The organism is Sphingomonas sp. Leaf32 (genome assembly GCF_001421765.1).
In the GTDB taxonomy this organism is placed as follows: domain Bacteria; phylum Pseudomonadota; class Alphaproteobacteria; order Sphingomonadales; family Sphingomonadaceae; genus Sphingomonas.
Genome location: NZ_LMLA01000009.1, coordinates 95,005 through 115,158, shown reverse-complemented (window position 1 = coordinate 115,158; position 20,154 = coordinate 95,005). Strand labels below are relative to the sequence as shown.

17 protein-coding genes are annotated in these 20,154 nt (G+C 67.4%); 9 read left to right on the top strand and 8 right to left on the bottom strand.

Annotation, left to right across the window (positions count from 1 at the left end; all coding sequences use genetic code 11):
* The first annotated feature begins 94 nt into the window (after nucleotides 1–94).
* Both gloA and ASE83_RS12780 read left to right on the top strand, forming a co-directional pair.
* Complete coding sequence (gloA, locus tag ASE83_RS12785) at nucleotides 95–616, top strand: lactoylglutathione lyase (RefSeq protein ID WP_055790622.1); 522 nt, start codon at nucleotides 95–97, stop codon at nucleotides 614–616.
* The gene (locus ASE83_RS12780) at nucleotides 613–1,620 is read left to right on the top strand and encodes a zinc-dependent alcohol dehydrogenase family protein (RefSeq protein ID WP_055790619.1); all 1,008 of its coding nucleotides are present in this window, start codon (nucleotides 613–615) and stop codon (nucleotides 1,618–1,620) included. The genes gloA and ASE83_RS12780 overlap by 4 nt, the downstream gene beginning before the upstream one ends.
* Before the next feature lie 150 nt (nucleotides 1,621–1,770).
* Here the strand turns inward: ASE83_RS12780 and ASE83_RS12775 are convergent, their stop codons facing one another.
* Nucleotides 1,771–2,901 carry a Gfo/Idh/MocA family protein gene (locus ASE83_RS12775; RefSeq protein ID WP_055790616.1) on the bottom strand — a complete coding sequence of 377 codons (1,131 nt, stop codon included), beginning with the start codon at nucleotides 2,899–2,901 and terminating at the stop codon, nucleotides 1,771–1,773.
* Nucleotides 2,902–3,004: 103 nt separating this feature from the next.
* Here ASE83_RS12775 and ASE83_RS12770 point away from each other — a divergent pair, with 103 nt between their 5' ends.
* Entirely contained in the window at nucleotides 3,005–4,831 is a 1,827-nt protein-coding gene (locus ASE83_RS12770) for a glycoside hydrolase family 15 protein (protein ID WP_055790613.1), read from the top strand.
* Nucleotides 4,832–5,028: 197 nt separating this feature from the next.
* Nucleotides 5,029–5,832, top strand: a complete 804-nt coding sequence (locus ASE83_RS12765) for an SDR family NAD(P)-dependent oxidoreductase (RefSeq protein WP_055790610.1) — start codon at nucleotides 5,029–5,031, stop codon at nucleotides 5,830–5,832.
* Nucleotides 5,833–6,097: 265 nt separating this feature from the next.
* On the opposite strand, the gene ASE83_RS12760 is transcribed toward ASE83_RS12765, so the two are convergent.
* The 6 genes from ASE83_RS12760 to ASE83_RS12735 form a co-directional block, all read right to left on the bottom strand.
* Entirely contained in the window at nucleotides 6,098–6,733 is a 636-nt protein-coding gene (locus tag ASE83_RS12760) for a carbonic anhydrase (protein WP_055790606.1), read from the bottom strand.
* Complete coding sequence (locus ASE83_RS12755; protein WP_055790603.1) at nucleotides 6,730–8,322, bottom strand: SulP family inorganic anion transporter; 1,593 nt, start codon at nucleotides 8,320–8,322, stop codon at nucleotides 6,730–6,732. Before ASE83_RS12755 ends, ASE83_RS12760 begins: the two co-directional genes overlap by 4 nt.
* A 124-nt stretch (nucleotides 8,323–8,446) precedes the next feature.
* Nucleotides 8,447–9,142 (bottom strand): carbonic anhydrase, encoded by a 696-nt coding sequence (locus tag ASE83_RS12750; protein ID WP_055790598.1) that lies wholly within the window; start codon nucleotides 9,140–9,142, stop codon nucleotides 8,447–8,449.
* Nucleotides 9,143–9,241: 99 nt separating this feature from the next.
* Complete coding sequence (locus ASE83_RS12745; protein ID WP_055790593.1) at nucleotides 9,242–10,579, bottom strand: ATP-binding protein; 1,338 nt, start codon at nucleotides 10,577–10,579, stop codon at nucleotides 9,242–9,244.
* Entirely contained in the window at nucleotides 10,576–11,286 is a 711-nt protein-coding gene (locus ASE83_RS12740; protein WP_055763130.1) for a response regulator, read from the bottom strand. The genes ASE83_RS12745 and ASE83_RS12740 overlap by 4 nt, the downstream gene beginning before the upstream one ends.
* Nucleotides 11,287–11,490: 204 nt before the next feature.
* Nucleotides 11,491–13,263 (bottom strand): M14 family metallopeptidase, encoded by a 1,773-nt coding sequence (locus ASE83_RS12735; RefSeq protein ID WP_082443347.1) that lies wholly within the window; start codon nucleotides 13,261–13,263, stop codon nucleotides 11,491–11,493.
* A 136-nt stretch (nucleotides 13,264–13,399) separates the two neighbouring features.
* Between ASE83_RS12735 and ASE83_RS12730 the strand changes: the two genes are divergently transcribed.
* The 4 genes from ASE83_RS12730 to ASE83_RS12715 are packed head-to-tail and all read left to right on the top strand — an operon-like array spanning nucleotide 13,400 to nucleotide 18,094.
* Nucleotides 13,400–15,082, top strand: coding sequence for an MFS transporter (locus tag ASE83_RS12730; protein ID WP_055790585.1), 1,683 nt, complete (start codon nucleotides 13,400–13,402; stop codon nucleotides 15,080–15,082).
* Nucleotides 15,079–16,227, top strand: a complete 1,149-nt coding sequence (locus ASE83_RS12725; protein ID WP_055790582.1) for an HlyD family secretion protein — start codon at nucleotides 15,079–15,081, stop codon at nucleotides 16,225–16,227. Before ASE83_RS12730 ends, ASE83_RS12725 begins: the two co-directional genes overlap by 4 nt.
* Complete coding sequence (locus tag ASE83_RS12720; RefSeq protein ID WP_055790579.1) at nucleotides 16,224–17,582, top strand: efflux transporter outer membrane subunit; 1,359 nt, start codon at nucleotides 16,224–16,226, stop codon at nucleotides 17,580–17,582. The genes ASE83_RS12725 and ASE83_RS12720 overlap by 4 nt, the downstream gene beginning before the upstream one ends.
* On the top strand, nucleotides 17,579–18,094 hold the full coding sequence (locus tag ASE83_RS12715; RefSeq protein WP_235513237.1) for a GNAT family N-acetyltransferase: 516 nt from the start codon (nucleotides 17,579–17,581) through the stop codon (nucleotides 18,092–18,094). The genes ASE83_RS12720 and ASE83_RS12715 overlap by 4 nt, the downstream gene beginning before the upstream one ends.
* An 80-nt stretch (nucleotides 18,095–18,174) precedes the next feature.
* Here ASE83_RS12715 and ASE83_RS12710 read toward each other — a convergent pair whose 3' ends face one another.
* Nucleotides 18,175–18,846, bottom strand: a complete 672-nt coding sequence (locus tag ASE83_RS12710) for a TetR/AcrR family transcriptional regulator (protein WP_162236616.1) — start codon at nucleotides 18,844–18,846, stop codon at nucleotides 18,175–18,177.
* Between the two features lie 117 nt (nucleotides 18,847–18,963).
* On the opposite strand from ASE83_RS12710, the gene ASE83_RS12705 reads away from it, so the two are divergent.
* Nucleotides 18,964–20,151 (top strand): efflux RND transporter periplasmic adaptor subunit, encoded by a 1,188-nt coding sequence (locus tag ASE83_RS12705; protein ID WP_235515987.1) that lies wholly within the window; start codon nucleotides 18,964–18,966, stop codon nucleotides 20,149–20,151.
* Nucleotides 20,152–20,154 lie beyond the last annotated feature (3 nt).

Below are 20,154 nucleotides of genomic sequence, written 5' to 3'. Positions count from 1 at the left end.
GGATACCGGGCGCGTCAACCATAAGCATCGGCGCGGGAGGCGGCGAAATCGCGCTCCATGCGTTTGCGGCGGCGAAAGAACCAAGGAAATTGCCATGACCCGACCGACCGGCACCGAAGGCTTCGCGCTGAACCAGACGATGCTGCGCGTCCGCGATCCCAGTGCCAGCCTGGCCTTTTATCAGGACGTGCTGGGCATGACGTTGTTGCAGAAGCTGGATTTCGAGAAGGCGGCGTTCTCGCTCTATTTTCTGGGGTTCCTGCGCGACGGGGAAAGCGTGCCGGGCGACCCGAAAGAGCGCGCGCGGTTCGTGTTCACGCGTGAGACGACGCTGGAGCTGACGCATAACTGGGGGACCGAGGACGATCCCGATTTCGCCGGCTATCACAGCGGCAACGACGACCCGCGTGGCTTCGGCCATATCGGGATCAGCGTGCCCGATGTGGCGGCGGCGTGCGCACGGTTCGAGGAACTGGGCGTCACGTTCCGCAAGCGACCAGACGAGGGGCGGATGAAGGACATCGCCTTCATCACCGATCCCGATGGCTATTGGATCGAAATCCTGTCGCCGAACGGCATGACGCAGGCGGTGACGGACGCGGGGGATGCGGCATGAAGGCGGTGATCCTGCGCAGTCCCGGCGGGCTGGACCGGCTGGAATGGGTCGAGCGGCCCGATCCGGGGCAGCCGGGGCCGGGCAAAATTCGCGTGGCGCTGCATGGCAGCTCGCTCAACTTTCACGATTACATGGTGGCGAGCGGCAAGTCACCGGCGGCGGATGGCCGGGTGCCGATGGCGGATGGTGCCGGTACGGTAGAGGCGCTGGGGGCGGGCGTCACCGACTTCGCGGTCGGCGACATGGTGGTGTCGTGCTTCTTTCCCGACTGGCAGGATGGCGGGCCGACCGTTGGTGATTTCAGCCGGACGCCGGGCGACGGGATCGATGGCTTCGCGCAGGAAATCGTTGTGCTGCCCGCCACCGCCTTCACGCTGGCGCCCAAGGGATGGGACGCAGTCGAGGCGGCGACGATCACCACGGCGGGCCTGACCGCGTGGCGGGCGCTGGTAGTCGATGGCGGGCTGAAGGCGGGCGACCGGGTGCTGCTGCTCGGCACCGGCGGCGTGTCGATCTGGGCGTTGCAGATCACCAAGGCGATGGGAGCGATGGTAGCCATCACTTCGTCCAGCGACGACAAGCTCGCGCGGGCAGAGGCGCTGGGGGCGGACTTCACCGTCAATTACCGCAGCGACAGCGACTGGGGCGCGACCGTGGCGAACTGGGCCGATGGGCGCGGCGTCGATCATGTGGTCGAGGTTGGCGGCCCGGCGACGCTAGCGCAGTCGATCGCGGCGGTGCGGGTCGGCGGGCATATCTCGTTGATCGGCGTGCTGACCGGGCGCGGCGGCGAGGTGCCGACCGCGGCACTGATGGCGAAACAGGCGCGGTTGCAGGGGCTGATCGTCGGCAGCCGGCGTCAGCAGCAGGAGTTCGTGTGGGCGCTGGAGGCGACGGGCATCCGGCCGGTAGTGGATCGGCGGTTCGCGCTGCGGGAACTGGCCGAGGCGTTCCGGTTTCAGGAAGGCGGCGACCATTTCGGGAAGATCGGGGTGGGGTGGTAGCACCACCCGGTCGTCATTCCCGCGAAGGCGGGAATCCATAGCCACCGACGTTCGCGATCTATCATCGGCCATTGCGTATAGGGATCCCCGCCTGCGCGGGGATGACGAAGGGAGTGCGGGGCGGTCCCACACTCCCTTTCACTGTGGCCCTCAATTCCCGCTGGGTGTCTTCGCCTTGATCGTTTCCGGCGGGGTGATCGGCGACAGGGTCTGCTTCTGCGTCGCGGTGTTGATGCGGCGGCGGCGTTCGAAGGGGGGCAGGTCGACGCGACGGCCGGTCTTCAGCGCCTCGACGATCCCCTCGACCACGCGCAGGTCGGCGATGCCTTCCTCCGCATCGGGTTCGGGATCGTCGCCGTTCAGGATGCAGTCGGAGAAGTACTTCATCTCGCCGCCGAACTGGTCGGTCGGCTTGAACTTTTCCTCGCGCTTGTCGGTGCCGATGGTGATCGTCTGGTGCTGCGTATCGCCATAGCCGAAGGCGGGGTCGATATGGATGCTCCCCTTCGTACCGGCGACGGTCAGATGGTCGACATTGCCGGCATAATAGCTGACGGTGAAGCTCGCCAGTCGGTCACCCGGCATCCGCAACACGACCGCGAACGTATCGTCGAGATCGCCGAAGCCCGCGCCGGCCTGCCGCGTCGCCACCGCCGATTCGACCGCGACCGGTTCCTCGCCGAACAGATAGCGGATGGCGTTGATCGGATACGGCCCCATGTCGAACAGCGGCCCCGCGACGATGCCGTGCTTGGCGCGGTGGTTGTCGGGGTCGAGCGACTGGCTGAAGGTCGCGGAGAAGGTGACGAGGTCGCCGAGCTTTCCGTCGCGCACCATGTCGATTGCCGACAGCGTGCCGGGTTCGAAATGCAGTCGATAGGCGGTCATCAGCTTGGCCGACGATGCGGCCTGCGCCGCGGCGATGGCGCGGCCCTGCTCGACCGAGATTTCCAGCGGCTTTTCGCACAGGACATGGATGCCGGCGGCGAGTGCAGGGATGGCGAACTCCGCATGGCGCCAGTTGGGCGTGCCGAGATAGATCGCATCGATCGTGCCCGATGCGAGCAGTTCGTGAAACTGGTCGTAACCATAGGTCGCGTCGACGCCGTACATCTCGGCCAATGCCGCCGCCTTGTCCGCGTCGCCGGTGACGATCGCGACCAGCTTCGAATTGCCGGTATGCTTGATGCCGGGCAGCATCGACCGCTGGGTGATGTCGCCCGCGCCGACGACGGCGTAGCGGACCTTCTTGCCTAGCCCGAAGGCGGAAGCGATGCTCATGAAGCGGTTCTCCGTGGGGATGGGAATGGAGCGCCAACGCACGCCGTCGCGACATTCTCCCGCCCGTTCGGACATTTGCGCCCGATCATAAGTTATCGGCAGCATGTTGTTTCGCCCCCGCGCCGCCGATCCCACCCTGCTCCGCGATGCGGAAGGTTATCTGCCGCTAGCCCGCTATGGCGCGCTGGGCGACGGGCGCGCGGTGGTGCTGTCGGGGGCGGACGGGTCGATCGACTGGTGGTGCGTGCCGAACATGGATTCGCCCGCGCTGTTCGACCGGCTGCTCGACGGGACGCTGGGCGGCTATTTCGCGATCACCCCGACCGAGCCGTTCACCAGCGAGCAGCGCTATCGCGACGACAGCAACGTGCTGGAGACGGTGTTCACCACCGCGAGCGGCCGCGCGAAGCTGACCGAGAGTTTGAACAGTGGCACGGCGGGGCGGCTGCCCTGGGCCGAACTGGCGCGGCGGGTCGAGGGGCTGGACGGGCATGTCGCGTTCGTGCTGACGCTGCGCTTCGGGCGGCGGGCGGATACCGTCAGCCCCTATTTCGCGCGGGCCGGTGGGCATGACGTGTTCCATGTCGGCGCGGTGCTGGGGCTGGTCCGGTGCAGCGACAATGTGCGGATAGAGCGGCAGGACGACGACGGCATCGACGGCCAGATCGCGGTGGCGCAGGGGGAGCGGGCGACGGTGGCGATCGTCGCTGGTGCCGACGAACCGCTGGTGGTGCCGACGATCGAGGTGATCGACGCGCGGATCGACCTGTCCGACCGCGAGTGGCGCGACTGGACACAGGCGCTCGACTGGTCGGGGCAGCTGCATTGCGACGGCGCGCGCCGGGCACTGGCGATCCGCAGCGCGCTGGCGCTGAAGCTGCTGCTCTATTCGCCGACCGGAGCGATCGTCGCGGCGGCGACGACCTCGCTGCCCGAAAAGGTCGGCGGGCCGAAGAACTGGGACTATCGCTATGCGTGGATCAGGGACGCGGGGTACACGATCAAGGCGTTCCTGCGCATCGGGGCGCAGGCCGAGGCGAAGGCAGGGTTCACTTGGCTGCTCAAGCGGCTGGGCCACGGGGTGCCGAAGGTCTGCTACACGCTGGGTGGCGATCCGGTGCCCGAGGTGCGCGAGATCGATATTCCGGGCTATCGCGGATCGAAACCGGTGGTGACCGGTAATCTGGCGACCGACCAGCATCAGCACGGCATCTATGGCGACATCTTCGAAACCGCCGAGCGGTTCGTGGCGTGCGGCAACATCCTCGACGGGCAGAGCGCGGCGACGCTGTCGCATCTGGCCGACCTGTGCGCCGATCGCTGGCGGCAGAAGGATGCCGGCATCTGGGAACTGCCCGAGGTGCAGCACTATACCATGTCGAAGATCAGCTGCTGGCAGGCGCTGCAGCGCGCGGTCGAGCTGGCCGATGCCGGGCAGATTCCGACGACCTGCCGCGACCGCTGGGCACGCGAACGCGACCGGATCATGGACTGGATCGGCGAGCATTGCTGGGACGAGGAACGCGGGGCGTATCTCTGTTATCCCGGTGCGGACGGACTGGATGCGTCGCTGGCGCTGGCGGTGCGGTTCCGCTTCGACGGGCAGGACCGGCTGGCGCGGACGCTGGACGCGATCGACCGGGAACTGGGCGCGGGCGCGTTCCATTATCGCTATACCGGCATGGAGCAGGAGGAGGGGTGTTTCCTCGCCTGCACCTTCTGGATGGTCGAGGCGCGGGCGATGCTGGGGCAGCACGACCGGGCGGAGACGGCGTTCGCGGCGGCGATGGCGGGGCTGGCGCACGGCACCGGGATTTTGCCGGAGATGATCGATCCCAAGACCGGCGACTATCTGGGCAATCTGCCGCAGGGATTGAGTCATCTGGCGCTGATCCAGGCGATCGCGACGCTGGGTGGGGCGGAGTTGTAGGTTCCGACTTTGCCCCGACACCGCCGTCGCCCCAGCGCAGGCTGGGGCTTCAGGCGGCTCCTGTCCCGTGCTGTCAGCGGGAGATCCCAGCCTTCGCTGGTATGACGTTTCCGGCAACGGGTAGGGCTGGGTCCCCATCGGGCAGGGAACCGGGCGGCGTTTCAATAGCTTGGTCGGTTTCCTGACGGGAGAGTGACATGGATTACGGACTGGGCGGCGCGCTGGCGCTGGTGACGGGCGCGGATAGCGGCATCGGGCGCGAAACGGCGCGGATGTTGTTGCAGGAGGGCGCCAGGGTCGCGATCAGCGACAAGGATGCGGACTCACTGGAACAGGTCCGCGCCGAGCTGGCCGATCATGGCGAGGTGGTGGCGGTCGCCGCCGACGTGACCGACCTGTCGAGCGTGCAGGCGCTGTTCGAGCAGGTGCGTGGGAAACTGGGCGATCCGACGATTTTGGTCCATGCGGCGGGCGTGACCGGCGCGACCGGCGATTTCCTCGACGTCGACGATGCCGGATGGCAGTCGACACTGGACATCAATCTGATGGGTGCGGTGCGGGTGACGCGCGAGGCGATCCCGGCGATGCGCAAGGGCGGTGGCGGCCGGATCGTGCTGATCGCGTCGGAAGATGCGGTGCAGCCCTATGTCGACGAACTGGCCTATTGCGCGTCGAAGGCCGGGGTGCTGAACTTGGCGAAGGGGCTGTCCAAGGCCTATGGCTGCGACAATGTGCTGGTGAACAGTGTGTCGCCCGCGTTCATCGCGACGCCGATGACCGATGCAATGATGGACAAGCGCGCCGAGGAACAGGGCACCGACCGCGATGGCGCGATCAAGAGTTTCCTGAAGGAAGAGCGTCCCGGCATGACGCTGGGCCGGCGCGGCACGGCGGAAGAGGTCGCGGCGGCGATCCTGTTTCTGGTGTCGAAGCCCGCGAGCTTCGTGAATGGCGCGAATCTGCGAGTGGATTCGGGGTCGGTGATGACGATGGCGGGGTGAGGGGGCGCCTGACCGCCGTATAACTCTGGAGGCGATCCGGGGTTGTTGGCGGTGGAGGCTGTGTCCTTGGACGCCCGTTTGCATCAGGACGCGATGTCGTACCCCGGCGAAGGCCGGGGTCCAGTCGGGAGGGCCTCTCCGCATATCGCAGACGTCCCGTACCCGGCCTTCGCCGGGTACGGGACGTGGCGCGGCTTGGGTCGCGGTTACACGAGAAGAAGCGGGACCCCGGGTCAAGCCCGGGGTGACGTGTAGGGGTTGGGGGTCAGACCAGCACCTTCTCCGGCTTCTGCACCTCGCCCAGCGGCGTGCCGGCGTCGATCTCCATTAGCGGCTTGAGCAACCCGTCGCGCAGGTCATAGACCCAGCCATGGAGTTCGAGCGGCTGGCCGGCGGCGAACGCCTTTTGCACCACGTCAGTGCGAGCGAGCTGGACGAGCTGGTCGTGGACGTTCAGTTCGACCAGCCGATTGGCGCGCTGATCCTCGGGCAGGGCGTCGAGTTCGTCGCGGTGATTGGCGACAACCTCGCGCGCGATCGCCAGCCAGTCATGGACATGGCCGTCGACCCCGCCCTGCAATGCCGCCTGGATGCCGCCACAGGCATAATGGCCGCACACGATGATGTGGCCGACCTTCAGCACTTCCACGGCGAACTGCACGACCGACATCAGGTTCTGGTCGCCCGGATCGACCAGATTGGCGATGTTGCGGTGGATGAACATGCCGCCCGGTTCGGTATTGGTCAACTGGTCCGGCGCGACCCGACTGTCGGAACAGCCGATCCACAGGAATTCGGGCTGCTGACCGGCGGTCTGCCGCGCGAAATAATCGGGATTGTCCTCCAGCCGCTCGGCGGCCCATGCCTTGTTGGCGAGGAGCAGGTGCTTGTATTCCCTCATGCGTAGGCGACCTCCTTGCGCGGCGCCTTGATCTGCGGCGCGGTCTTGTCGGCGATGTCGCCGCGCACCAGTACGTTGATGCCCCGATATCCCGCGTTCTTGATGAACCCGTTGATGATGTCGATATTGTCGAGGTCGACATAGCTGGTCGCCGACAGATCGATCACTACGGTGCAGTCGTCCGGCACCTTCTCCAGTTCCCTGGTCAGTTCGACCTTGTGGATGAAATACAGGTTGCGCTTTGCGCGCACCATGCAGCTGGCGCCGGGGCCTTCGCCGTCCTGCACGAACGTCACCGCCGGGCGGAAATTGCGGGCGATGACGAACACGAAACCGACCACCAGCCCGACGACGATGCCCTTGAGCAGATCGGTGAACAGGATCGCGGCGATGGTGACGACGAACGGCACGAACTGGGTCATGCCCTGCTTCCACCGTTTGGTGAACAGTTCGGGCTTGGTCAGCTTGTAGCCGGTCTGGATCAGCACCGCGGCCAGCGCCGATAGCGGGATCAGGTTGAGCAATGTCGGGACCAGCAGGACGCTGAGCAGCAGCCAGGTGCCGTGCAGGATCGTCGACATCTTGGACGCGGCATTGGCATCGACATTCGCCGACGACCGCACGATGACCGAGGTGACGGGCAGGCCGCCGATCAGCCCCGACAGGATGTTGCCGCCGCCCTGCGCCAGTAGTTCGTGGTTCTTGTTGGTCACGCGGCGCTTGGGGTCGAGTTCGTCGACCGCCTTCACCGACAGCAGCGATTCGAGGCTGGCGACGATGGCGAGGGTGACGGCGACGGTCCACACGGTCGCGTTGCCGATCTGGCCGAAGTCGGGCAGGCTGAACAGCTTGACGAAGCCGCCCAGGCCATCGGCGATCGGCACGCTGACCAGATGGCTCGGCTTCACCTGGATCGCAGGTGCCACCGCACCGAACAGCGCATTCATCGCGATCGACCCGACGACGACGACCAGCGGCCCCGGCACGAAGCGCAACGGGCCGTCCTTGGGCTTGTTCTTGTCCCACCAGAACAGGAACGCGATGCTGACCGCCGCGATGATCGCCGCCCCCCACACGACCTGCTCGCGCAGCACGAACAGGATGGTGTTGAAGGTGTTGAGGCCATCGCCTTGGCTGAACCGGAAATCGCCCGCCGGATCGCCGTCATAGCCGATGGCGTGCGGCACCTGCTTCAGGATCAGGATCAGGCCGATCGCGGCCAGCATACCGGTGATGACCGACGAGGGCACGAATTCGCCCAGCACGCCCGAACGCGAAAAGGACAGCAGGATCTGCATACAGCCCGCCAGGAACACGGCGAGCAGGAACGCCTCGAAGCTCGGCAGCTTGGTGATCGCGTCGAGCACGATCACGGTCAGCCCGGCGGCGGGGCCACTGACCGACAGTGGAGACTTGCTGAGCGAACCGACGACGATGCCGCCGACGATGCCGGCGATCAGCCCGGAAAACAGCGGGGCGCCGGAGGCGAGCGCGACGCCGAGGCACAGCGGCAGCGCGACGAGCGCCACCACGATCGAGGCGGGAATATCCTGTCGCAGATTGGCGATCAGAGAGGGTTGCGACGACATGGCGGTCGATAGCCTTTGAAACAGGGTGCGCCGGACGTGCTTTGGGGGAAGCACGCCCGGCGCGGAACCCACGGCCGGCGGAACGGGGGAGGGAAGATTCGCCCCGCCAACCCGCAGGAACTGGTTATTCGGCGGCTTCCGCCGTCACGAAATCCGCAGCGAGGCGCTTGGCGGCGGGCAGGGCCACCGGCAGTGGGCGATCCTCGTTGATCGGTGCGAAGCGGCCGGTCGTGCCGTCCAGCGCGAGGATCGTGCCCGCGTGAATGTCGACGAACCAGCCGTGCAGCGTCAACTCGCCCTTGGCGATGCGCGACGCGACCGCCGGATGGGTGCGCAGGTGCGAAATCTGGACCACGACGTTCTCGAGGCTGGCGGCGCGGACGGCGGCGGCATCGTCGAGATCGGGATAGCTGTTTTCGACCACCGAATGCGCGGCATGGCTGTGACGCAGCCACGCGGCGACGCTGGGCAGGCCAGCGAGCGTATCGGGCTTCATCAGCGCGCCCATCGCGCCGCAACCCGAATGGCCCGACACGATGATGTCGGTGACGCCCAGCACTGCGACGGCATATTCGACCGTGGAGGTCGTGCCGCCATTCTGCTGGGTGAAGGGGGGGACGATGTTGCCGGCGTTGCGGATGACGAACACGTCGCCGGGCTTCGCCTGCAGGATATGTTCAGGGACGACGCGCGAGTCCGAGCAGGAAATCATCAGGACCTTCGGGCTTTGCCCATCGGTCGCCAGCTTCGAATACAGGTCGGCATCGCTGCCAAACACATCCTTTTCAAAGCCGAATACCCGGCCGATCACGTCGTTCATCGTTTCTCCCTCCAAACCATGACAGCGGCGCAGGGCCACCGGTTCGTGGATACGATATAGACGCCGCAATCTTGCTACGTTCGGCGGCCGTGTAACGAATTATTGCTGCGGTGCGAAAGGTGCAGGCAGGACGATCGCGGCGCACAGGCCGCCGCCGTCGCGATTACGCAGCTCCAGCCGGCCACCCTCCGCCTCCGCCGCGCGCTGCACGATCGAGAGGCCGAGGCCGAATCCCACCGTGTCGCGTTTGCGCGCGGTGTCGAGCCGCACGAACGGTTCGAGGACGTCGGCCAGCGATTCGGGGGGAATGCCGGGGCCGTCATCCTCCACCCGGATCACGGTCGCGCCATCCTCGATCCCCAGGGTCAGCGTCGCGCCACCGCCATAATGGATCGCGTTTTCGACCAGGTTGGTGACGGCGCGGCGGAAGTTCGACCGGCGCACCGCGCGTTCGAAATGGTCGGGGCCGACATAGGTCGCTTCGTGGCCATGGTCGGCGGCATCGTCGACGATGCTGGCGCACAGCACCGCGATGTCGACCAGCACGGCGCGCTCCGGCTCGCTCTCCCCGCCCAGAAAGGCGAGGAGCGAGGTGACCATCGCTTCCATTTCGGCCAAGTCGTTCTGCACCGTGTCGCGCAGGTCACGGTCGGGGATCGCGTCGGTGCGCAGCCGCAGCCGGGCGAGCGGCGTGCGCAGGTCATGGCCGACGGCGGCGAGCGCGCGGGTCCGTTCGTCGATCAGCCGATGGATGCGCGCCTGCAACCCGTTGAATGCGACGACGAGGCGGCGGACCTCGCCCGGCCCTGCTTCCTCGATCGTCGGCAGGGTCGACCCGCCGCCGGGGCCGAAGCGGTCGACCGCATCGGCCAGTTGGCGCATCGGGCGCAGCGTCCGGCGGATCAGCAGGCCGCCGACCACCATCAGCGCGATGGCGGGGATCAGCGCCAGCAGGATGCGACCGATCGCCAGGTCGAACGCGCGCAGCGGTTCGAGCGTGCGGAAATACAGCCAGCTGCCATCCTCCAGCCGCAGCGCTCCGCTGACCACCGATCGCCGCCCCTGACCGATCAGCGTCAGGTGCAGGCCGGTGGGGGCCAGGCTCGGCTCCCACGCCAGAATCTGCTGCTCCATCTCGCGCAGTTCGGTGCCGCTGGCGGGCAGTTCGGGGGCGGAGCCACGCCACTGCACGGCATAGCGTTCGGTCGTCAACTCGGTCGCCATGCCGGCGCGCTGGTCGACTGGGCGTTCCTCGACGATGCGCCTCGCGATGACGAGGTGTTCGGCCAGGCGACGGGCTTCGTCGTCGCGCACCGAAAACTGGCTGGCGCGTTCGTACAGCAGCACCGACACGCCGAATTCAATGACGATGGTCAGCAGCAGGATCGCGACGATCCGGCCGATCAGCCCAACCGGCAATGCCGGCAACCGCTTCAACGGCGTTCCACCGGCACGTTCAGCATATAGCCGACACCGCGCACGGTGACGATCGGCGGGGTGCCGCCGGCGGTCGACAGCTTGCGGCGCAACCGGCTGATAAGGACGTCGATGCTGCGATCCGAACTGTCACCCAGCCGGGTGCGCGACAGCTCGATCAGGCGTTCACGGGCGATGACGCGCTGGGCATGGTCGAGCAGCACGACCAGCAGGTCGAATTCCGCACCGGTCAGGTCGACCTGCGCACCGGTGGGCGAGGTCAGTTCGCGACGCGGCACGTTCGCCGTCCAGCCTTCGAAGCTGTAGATGCCCTCTTCGCGCTGTGCGGCCTGGGCGTTCAGCTCGCCCCGGCGCAGCACGGCGCGGACGCGGGCGATCAGCTCGCGCGTGCCGAACGGCTTGGGCAGATAGTCGTCGGCACCGAGTTCGAGGCCGATCACGCGGTCGACCTCGCTGCCCTTGGCCGATACGAAGATGATCGGCACCGCGCTGTTCTGGCGGATCTGGCGGCACAGGTCGATGCCGCTGGTGCCCGGCAGCATGATGTCGAGCAGGATCAGGTCGACCGGCCCCTGTTCCAGCGCCAGCCACATTTCGGGCGCGGCCGAACAGGTGCGGACGTGATAGCCGTTTTCCTGCAACGCGCGGGCGGTCAGGGTGCGCAGCGCGGGATCGTCCTCGACGACGATGATCGAAGGGGCGGTCATGGGGTCAGGCTCTCCATCGCGTTCTTCTGGCGGCCAATCGGTTCGGCCCGTCATTCCCGCGCAGGCGGGGATCCATAGACGCAACCGCTGCGGTCCGATCCGAGACCGTGGCGTCTATGGATCCCCGCCTGCGCAGGGATGACGGAGATTTGGGGGCAGGGTTCGTTCAATTTTACCGGAATGTCCACCGCACCCGGTATTCGGTCAATTCACCTCGCGCCCGATCGGGTACAGCAGGAACCGTTCGTCATAATAGCGCGTGCGGGCATAGAACCACTGCAACCGGGCGGTCGGATCGGCGGCAAACGTCGGGTCGGCGGCGACCTTCGCGTCGAACTCCGCCTTGAGCTTCGCATCGGTCGCCAGCATCCGGTCGGCCAGCGGCGCGATGGCGTATCCTTCGATATATTCGGTCCGTTGCAGCATTCCCGGCGCCAGGTTCCATGCCAGCACGCCGTCTTCGCTTTCGGGTTCGAGCAGGAAGGCGGCGAGCAGGCCGAGCGGCTGGTCGGCGGGCACGCGGACCGACCCGGCGGGCATGGTTTCGCGGCGGCGTTCATGAACGATCGTCGCCTCCAGCGGGATATGGCCTTCATTGGCCGCTTTCAGCTTTGGATCGGTCGCGCGCGCCATGTCGAGGTCGAGCGTCTGCGGGGTGCCGATTGGCTGGACGGTCACGCCGTGCAGCTTCAGCAGGTCGATGACATGGGGAAGGGTGGCGGGCACCCACCACGCCTTCGGCAGCGTCACCGTCTTCTCGGGATTGCTGCCATAGACCGGCATTTTGAAAGTTATAGGTTTGGGCAGCCAGCGCAGTTCGTCGCGGCCAGAGGCGGGCGAGCGATAGGTGTCGTGGGCGAGGCCGAGAAAGTCGACGCTGTAGATCGGATCGGGCGTCTGTTTCCACGATGTCGTGACGGTTATCGGGCGCGATGCCCGGTCGGCATCGATCGCGGCGCGCAGTTCGACCGCGCGTTCCCCGGCAAGGCGTAGCGATTCCTCGACGAAGACATAGGTTCCGAGCACGCGCTGGCGATAGGGTTTGAGCGAATGCGTCTCGACCAGCACGGTCGGGATGTGCGCGACGTCGCCATAGCCGGTCGAGAAACGCGGCGTGTCGACATCCTGCGTCATGCCCTTCTCCGGCGCGCGGTTGTCGAGCGTGCTGACATAATAGCCGGGGATATGGCCGTTCCGCCTCAGCGCCGCATCCATCGCCGGCCGCAGCCGCGTGTCGAGGAACCGCCCGATTGCCGCCGAGCGCGCATAATAGCCTCGCCAGCCTGAAAATGCATAGGTCACGTCGTAGCGATGGTCGATGCCGTCGGTGACGTGCAGGTCGAGATACAGGATCGGATCGACCCGGCGGATCAGGCCGATCATCGCCTGTGTCTCCGGCGCGTCGGCCTTCAGGTAATCGCGGTTGAGGTTCAGGTTCTGCGCGGTAGTGCGCCAGCCCATGTCCTTCGGCCCCCGCTGGTTCGGGCGGTTGAACGGCGAAGAACGTTCGTGCCCGTCGACATTGTAGATCGGCACGAACACCAGATCGACCCGGTCGAGCAACCGGTCCTTGCCCCGGAGCGCGATGTCGCGCAGCAGCATCAGCCCGGCATCCTTGCCCTCGATCTCGCCCGAATGGATGCCGGCCTGCACCAGCACGACGGGCTTAGGGGTCGTGCCCTTGTGCGCGCGCACCGCATAGAGGTCGCGACCCTGCGGGCTTTTCCCGAACGTCTCGATCGACAGCAGCGGGGATGCGGCGACCAGCCGGTCGATCCAGGCCCGGGTCGCGGCATAATCGGGCGTGGTGACGAAGCCGCTCGCCTCCGCCGGGGTGATCCACGGATCGCCCGGCTTCACGACCAGCTTTTCGCTGGCGCCGTGCCATGGGCGGACCGGGGGCAGCGGTGCTTCGAGCGATGTCTGGGCGGCTAGGGGAGCGGCGAGCAGGCCGGCGGCGAGGATCAGGAGACGCATGGGACGATCGTAGCGGATGTTACCGGCGATGCCAGTCATACCGTGCCAGGGTGACGTGTGGCTTGCGAGCAACGGAACCGGCGTATCCATTGCCCAGCCGGAACGATCCGTTCCGTAACAAGTTGTTGCTAGGTCAATACCCCCATATGGAGCCAAGGCGATCGCCCCGGCGTATGAATTCAAGCCGCACGAGCGGCCGTTCCTGCCCGGTTCCCCCGCGACGCCCGACCATCCGTTCGGGCGGAGGGTCGGTTATTTCGCGATCGGCATCCTGCTGGGCGTAACCGGCGGGTTCAACAACGGGCTGCTGATCGCCAATCTGCCGCAGATTCAGGGCGCGCTGGGCCTGACCCCGGTCGAGGGCGGCTGGCTGACGGCGATTTCGTCGATGACCAGCGTCTGCATGTCGATGCTGCTCATCAAGTTCCGCCAGCAATTCGGAATGCAGCGCTTTACCCGCGTGTTCCTGGTCGCGTTCCTGATCCTGAACATGTTGCAGCTCGTCGTGCACAGCTATGGCGTGCAGTTGATCGTCCGCGGCGCATCGGGGATCGCGGCCAGCGCGCTGACGACCTTGTGCTTCCTCTACATCATGCAGTCGCTGCCCGCCGCCGCGCGCCTGTCAGGCATGATTATCGGCTTCGGCGCGTCGCAGGTGGCGCTGCCGCTGGCGCGCACCCTGTCGCCGCTGCTGCTGGCCGATGGGCGGATCGAGGCGCTGTTCTGGTTCGAACTGGGGCTGACGCTGATGTGCCTGGGGTCGGTCGCGCTGCTGCGCCTGCCCCCGTCCGAGCGCACGCCGGCGTTCGAGCGGATCGATTTCCTGACCTTCGCGCTGTTCGCGCCCGGCATCGCGCTGCTGTGCGCCGTGCTGGTGCAGGGACGTATCCAGTGGTGGTCGACCCCGTGGCTGGGCTATGCCACCGCCGCCGCCATCCCGCTGATCGGCGGCGCGCTGCTGATCGAGCATAACCGCGCCAACCCGCTGCTCAACACCCGCTGGATGCTGGGCCGCAACATCATCCGGTTCGCGGTCGTGGCCGCGTCACTCCGCATCCTGCTGTCCGAACAGAGCTTCGGCGCGGTCGGGCTGCTGACCGTCGTCGGCATGGGCAACGATCAGTTGGTGACGCTCAGCCTGGTCATGACGCTGGCCTCGATCGCCGGGATCGTCGTCGGCCTCAAGACGCTGAACATGCAGGACCTGTACAAGCCGGTCGTGATCGCGGTCGCGCTGATCGGGATCGGTGCGTGGATGGATTCGGATTCGACCAACCTGACGCGTCCGTCCAGCCTGTATCTCAGCCAGGGGATCATCGCCTTCGCCGCGCTCTATTTCCTGGGACCGATGGTGATGATCGGCATCTTCCGTGCGCTGGCGCGGGGGCCGAGCCATATCATCAGCTTTTCGGCGATCTTCAGCATCACCCAGACGCTGGGCGGCCTTGCCGGGACCGCGCTGCTGGGATCGTTCCAGATCGTGCGGGAAAAATACCACGCGTTCGAACTGACCCAGACGCTGACCGCCACCGATCCGCAGGTGGTGCAGCGTATCCAGCAACTGGGCGGTGCCTATGCGCGCGTGCTGGGCGATGCCACGCTGCGGCAGGCATCGGGCGCGGGGCTGCTGGGGCAGCAGGTGACGCGCGAAGCCAACATCCTTGCCTATAACGACGTGTTCCTCGGCGTCGCGGTGCTGTCGGCGGCGGTCGTCCTGTGGCTGGGGGCGCTGTGGCTGCGCTTCCGGTTGCGCGGACAGAACCCGCTGGCCGCCGATCTCGCCGCCGTGCAGCAGATGCGACAGAAACAGATGTCATGACCGATTCCCGATTATCCCGAGATGAAGCGGAACGGCTGGCCGACCCGGTCGAGGTGCCGCAGGAACCGGTGCGCGCACGCGGCTGGGCGCCGCCGCGTGGTGGGCTGAAATCGACGATCGGCTTCGTCGCGCTGCTGCTGGGCGGTGTCGCGCTGGCGCTCTACGCATGGGGTCTGTGGCCGTTCGGCAGCGCGATTCAGGCGACCGACAATGCCTATGTCCGGGGGCAGACGACGATCATCGCGCCGCAGGTCAACGGCTATGTCACCGAGGTGCTGGTCCGCGACTTTCAGGACGTGAAGGGCGGACAGGTGCTCGCCCGGATCGACGACCGCATCTATCGCCAGCGGGTCGAACAGGCGCGGGCGCAACTGGCGGCGCAACAGGCTAACCTTGCCAATTCGCAACAGAGCGAGCGGTCGAGCGAAGCCAGCCTCGGTGGACAGGCCGCGGCGGTGCAGAATGCGCGCGCGCAGCTGGCGCGGGCGCAGGCGGATATGGCGCGCGTCAACGATCTGGTCCGCGAAGGGTCGGTGTCGTTGCGCGAGCGGGACCAGACCTTGGCCGCCCTGCGCGCGGCCGAAGCCGGAGTGGCGCAGGCACAGGCGCAACGCAGCGTCGCGCAGGAGCAGGTACGTACGGTCACCGTCGGGCGCGGTGGGCTGAACGCGGCGGTCGAGAATGCGCGCGCCGCCGTCCGGCTGGCCGAGATCGACCTAGCGAACACCGTCATCCGCGCGCCGCAGGGCGGACGGCTGGGCGAGGTCGGGGTGCGGCTGGGCCAATATGTGACGGCGGGCACGCAGATGATGTTCCTGGTGCCGCCGACGGTGTGGGTCACCGCCAATTTCAAGGAAGCGCAGACCGCACGGATGGCGCCGGGTCAGCCCGCGACCGTTCGGGTCGACGCCCTCGACCGCGCCGAACTGCATGGCCGGGTCGAGCGGATCGCTCCCGCCGCCGCCAATGAGTTCGCCGTGATCCGTGCCGACAATGCGACCGGCAATTTCGTGAAGGTGGCACAGCGCATTCCGGTGCGCATCGCGATCGACCGGAACGATCCGCTGTTCCCGCGGCTGCGCCCCGGCATGTCGGTCGAGGCGCGGGTGGATACGCATGGCGGCGTGTCGCCGGCACTGCGATGAGGCGCGTCCTGCTCCTGTCGGTCGCGGTGCTGGGGGCCTGTACCCCGGCGCAGCGGCCGCGTCCGGTGGCGGCGAACGTCACGCCGCCGCCCGCGTGGCGCACGACCCTGCCCGGCTCTGCGCCGATCGCGGCGCATTGGTGGGAGGGGTTCGGCGATCCCGAACTGACCCGGCTGGTGACGGCGGCGCTGGCCAACAATCCCGACATCGCCGTCGCGGTCGCGCGGGTGGCGGAGGCGCGGGCCGCCGAGCGCGTGGCGCGGGCGGCGCGGTTTCCGACGCTGGATGCCGGTGTCGGGCTGATCGAACAGCGCGCGCTCAACGCCTTCGGCACGGCCAGCACCGGCACCTCGCTGCAACCGGTGTTCCAGTCGGCCTATGAGGTCGATCTGTTCGGGCGGATCGGGTCGACGATCGATGCCGCGCGGCTGACCGGCGCTGCCGCCGCCGCCGCCGCCGACACCGCGCGCCTGTCGGTCGCCGCCGCCACCGCCAGCGGCTATATCACGCTGCGCGGGCTGGACGCGCGGATCGAAACGGTGCGGGCGACGATCGCGTCGCGCGGCGAGGCGCTCCGCATCGCCCGGTCGCGGGCGGAGGTCGGCTATACCTCGCAGCTCGAACTGCGCCAGGCGGAGGCGGAATATGCGGCGGTGACGCAGACGCTGCCGCAGCTGGAGCTGCTGGCGCGGCGACAGGAAAATGCGCTGGCATTGCTGACCGGTACGCCGCCGCGCCCCATCGCGCGGGGGCGGGCGCTGGCGGCACTGGTGCCGCCGCCGATCCCGGCGGGGCTGCCCAGCGACCTGCTGCGCCGCCGCCCCGACATCGCGCAAGCCGAGGCGACGCTGGCGGCGAGCGATGCATCGCTGGCGGCGGCGCGCGCGCAGTTCCTGCCGCAATTGCGCCTGACCGGATCGACCGGCGAAGTCTTGTCGAGCGCCTTGCCCAATCCGGTCGGTATCTGGTCGATCGGGGCGAGCGTGCTGGCGCCGCTGTTCCGGGGCGGGCAGCTGCGCGGCAATTATGACGGCGCGACTGCGCGGCGCGATCAGGCGGCCTTCGGCTATCAGCGCAGTGTGCTGACCGCGTTCCGCGAGATCGAGGACGCGCTGGCCGGGGTCGACCGGTTGGCCGCGCAGCGCCGCGCGCTGGAAACGCAACGGACCGCGACGGCGGAGGCGCTGCGCCATGCGACCAATCGCTATCGCGCGGGCTACAGTCCGTATCTGGAGCAGCTCGATGCGCAGCGTGCCCTGTTCAGCGCCGAATTGTCGTTGGAACAGGTTCGCGCCGACCAGTTGAACGCGCTGGTCGCGCTGTATCAGGCGATGGGCGGGGGATGGGGCGGATGATCCGGCCTGCGACATCGGCGGACATTCCCGTGCTGCACGCACTGGTGGAATCGGCCTTTCGCGGCGACAGCGCGCGGGGCGGGTGGACGCATGAGGCGGACCTGCTGGACGGCCAGCGTACCGACCCCGCCGCGCTGGCCGAGGCGATCGGCGATCCTGACCGGACGATCCTGATCGCATTCGCTGGCGACGATGCGATCGGCTGTGTCGAGGTGAAGCGTGCCGGAACGGGACGCTCGGCGCTGGGGCTGTTATCGGTCCGCCCGGATCGGCAGGCGGAAGGACTCGGACGGCGACTCGTCACGGCAGCGGAGAGCCATGCGCGCGACCATCACGGCGCGGCGTCGATGGAGATGACGGTCATCGCCGTGCGGCGCGAATTGATCGCGTGGTACGAACGCCAGGGCTATGCCCGCACCGGAGAAGTCCGGCCTTTTCCGATGGATGATCCCCGCTTCGGATTGCCGAGAACAACACTGTCGTTCGTCGTGCTGGCGCGGGGGCTGGTGTGATGGAGGCTGAAACGACAAGCCCCGCCCGGGGGTCCGGACAGGGCCTGCGACGACCGCGCAAGGGAGTGCGCGTCGTAACCCTATCGCGGCGTCACAAATCCGCAATGGTTGTTTTCGAAGATCGGGTCTGGTTTTGGCGCGATCAGTTCGTCGACATGCGCGTCGAGGACGGCGATCAGCCGGCGGAAGGTCACGGCTTCTTTGAAATCCGGGTCGCCGATCCGGCGGTACAGGACGCCCGCGCTCATCGTCAGGATCATGTCGCACAACAGCGACCGTTCCTCGGCCTGCGATTCGGCCGGGGCGAGGGCAGCGAGGACCCGCATCAACGCTTCCGACACGCTGCGGTTGATCGAGTGGGAGATGGCGCGGATACGTTCGTTGCGCGCCGCCTCCGCCATGATTTCGGCGAACAACGGGTCGGGTTCGCCGTCGCTGCCGCAGCGCAGAAACTCGCGCAGCCATTCCCGCAACGCAGGTACGTCGCGGGTTTCGATGGCGCGCGTCATGTCCTGATCGTTCAGGAACACGGCCAGGTCGCTTTCGACGATCGCGGCGACGATCGACTCCTTGTCGGCGAAATCGCGATAGATCTGCCCGACCTTGATCCCCGACTCGGCGGCGAGCTGCGCGACCCCGGTGCCGTGGAATCCCTGTTCGGCGAACAGTCGCCGGGCCACGCTGACCAGTTGTTCGCGACGCGCCGCCGCCCGGCTGGCGCGCCTTGCCTCTCCGCACTGCAACAAATTCACTTGCCGTTCACCTGTACCCTCTTGCCACTTGCACTTTACCGGCGTACCCGCCGAAAAGTGTGAGTGATCGATCACTCACGTTTAGCACATCCGTCGAGGACGTTCATGAAAAATCGCATGGCCCCATTGGCACTGGCGCTCCTTCTCTCGGCTTGCGGGGGCGGCGGCGAGTCGCAGCAGCAGCAGGGGGCGCCCCAGGGGCCGCCGCAGGTCGGATTCGTGACCGTCCAGCCGCAACCGGTGACGCTCACCACCGAGCTTCCCGGCCGTACCGCGCCCTATGAGACGTCGGACGTCCGGCCGCAGGTCAACGGGCTGATCCTTGCCCGGCTGTTCCAGGAAGGCGACTATGTGCGGCAGGGGCAGCCGCTCTATCGCATCGATCCGTCGCCCTATCAGGCGGCGGTCGCCAGCGCGCGTGCGGCGCTGTCCCGGGCGCAGGCGTCGATCGCATCGACCCGCAACCTGGCGCGCCGCTATGGCGAACTGGTCAAGATCAACGCGATCAGCCGCCAGGAATATGAGAATGCGGTGACCGGCGCGCAGCAGGCCGAGGCGGACATCGCCGCCCAGCGCGCTGCACTGCGTCAGGCGCAGATCGACCTGTCGCGCACCACCATCACCGCGCCGATCTCCGGCCGGATCGGTCGGTCGGTATTCACGACGGGCGCGCTGGTATCGGCCGCGCAGACCAATGCGCTGGCGACGATCCAGCGGCTCGACCCGATCTATGTCGACATCCAGCAGTCGAGCGCCGACCTGTTGAAGCTGCGTCAGCAGATCATGGGCGGCGACCTGTCGCGCGGCGCAGGTGCCGCGCGCGTCCGGCTGAAGCTGGAGGATGGCAGCACCTATCCGATCGAGGGTACGCTGAAGTTCACCGACGTCACCGTCGATCCGGCGACCGGGACGCAGGCGATCCGCGCCGTCTTCTCCAACCCGCGCGGGCTGTTGCTGCCGGGCATGTATGTCCGCGCCGAGCTGGTCGAGGGCACGCAGGCGAACGGCATCCTGGTGCCGCAGCGGGCGGTGACGCGCGATCCGAAGGGGGCGGCGACCGTTCTCGTCATCGGGCCGGACGGCAAGCTGGCACCGCGTCCGTTGCAGACGAAGCGTACGGTCGGCGACGCCTGGCTGGTGACCGGCGGGCTGAACGCGGGCGACAAGATCGTCGTGGAGGGCGCGCAGATGCTGCAGCCCGGTACGCCGGTAAAGGGCTATCCGTGGAAGCCGCAGCCGGAAGGGCAGGCGCCGCAGGGTGCCGCCCCCGCCGGGGCCGGCGGCTCCCAGGCACAGGCGAAGTAACGG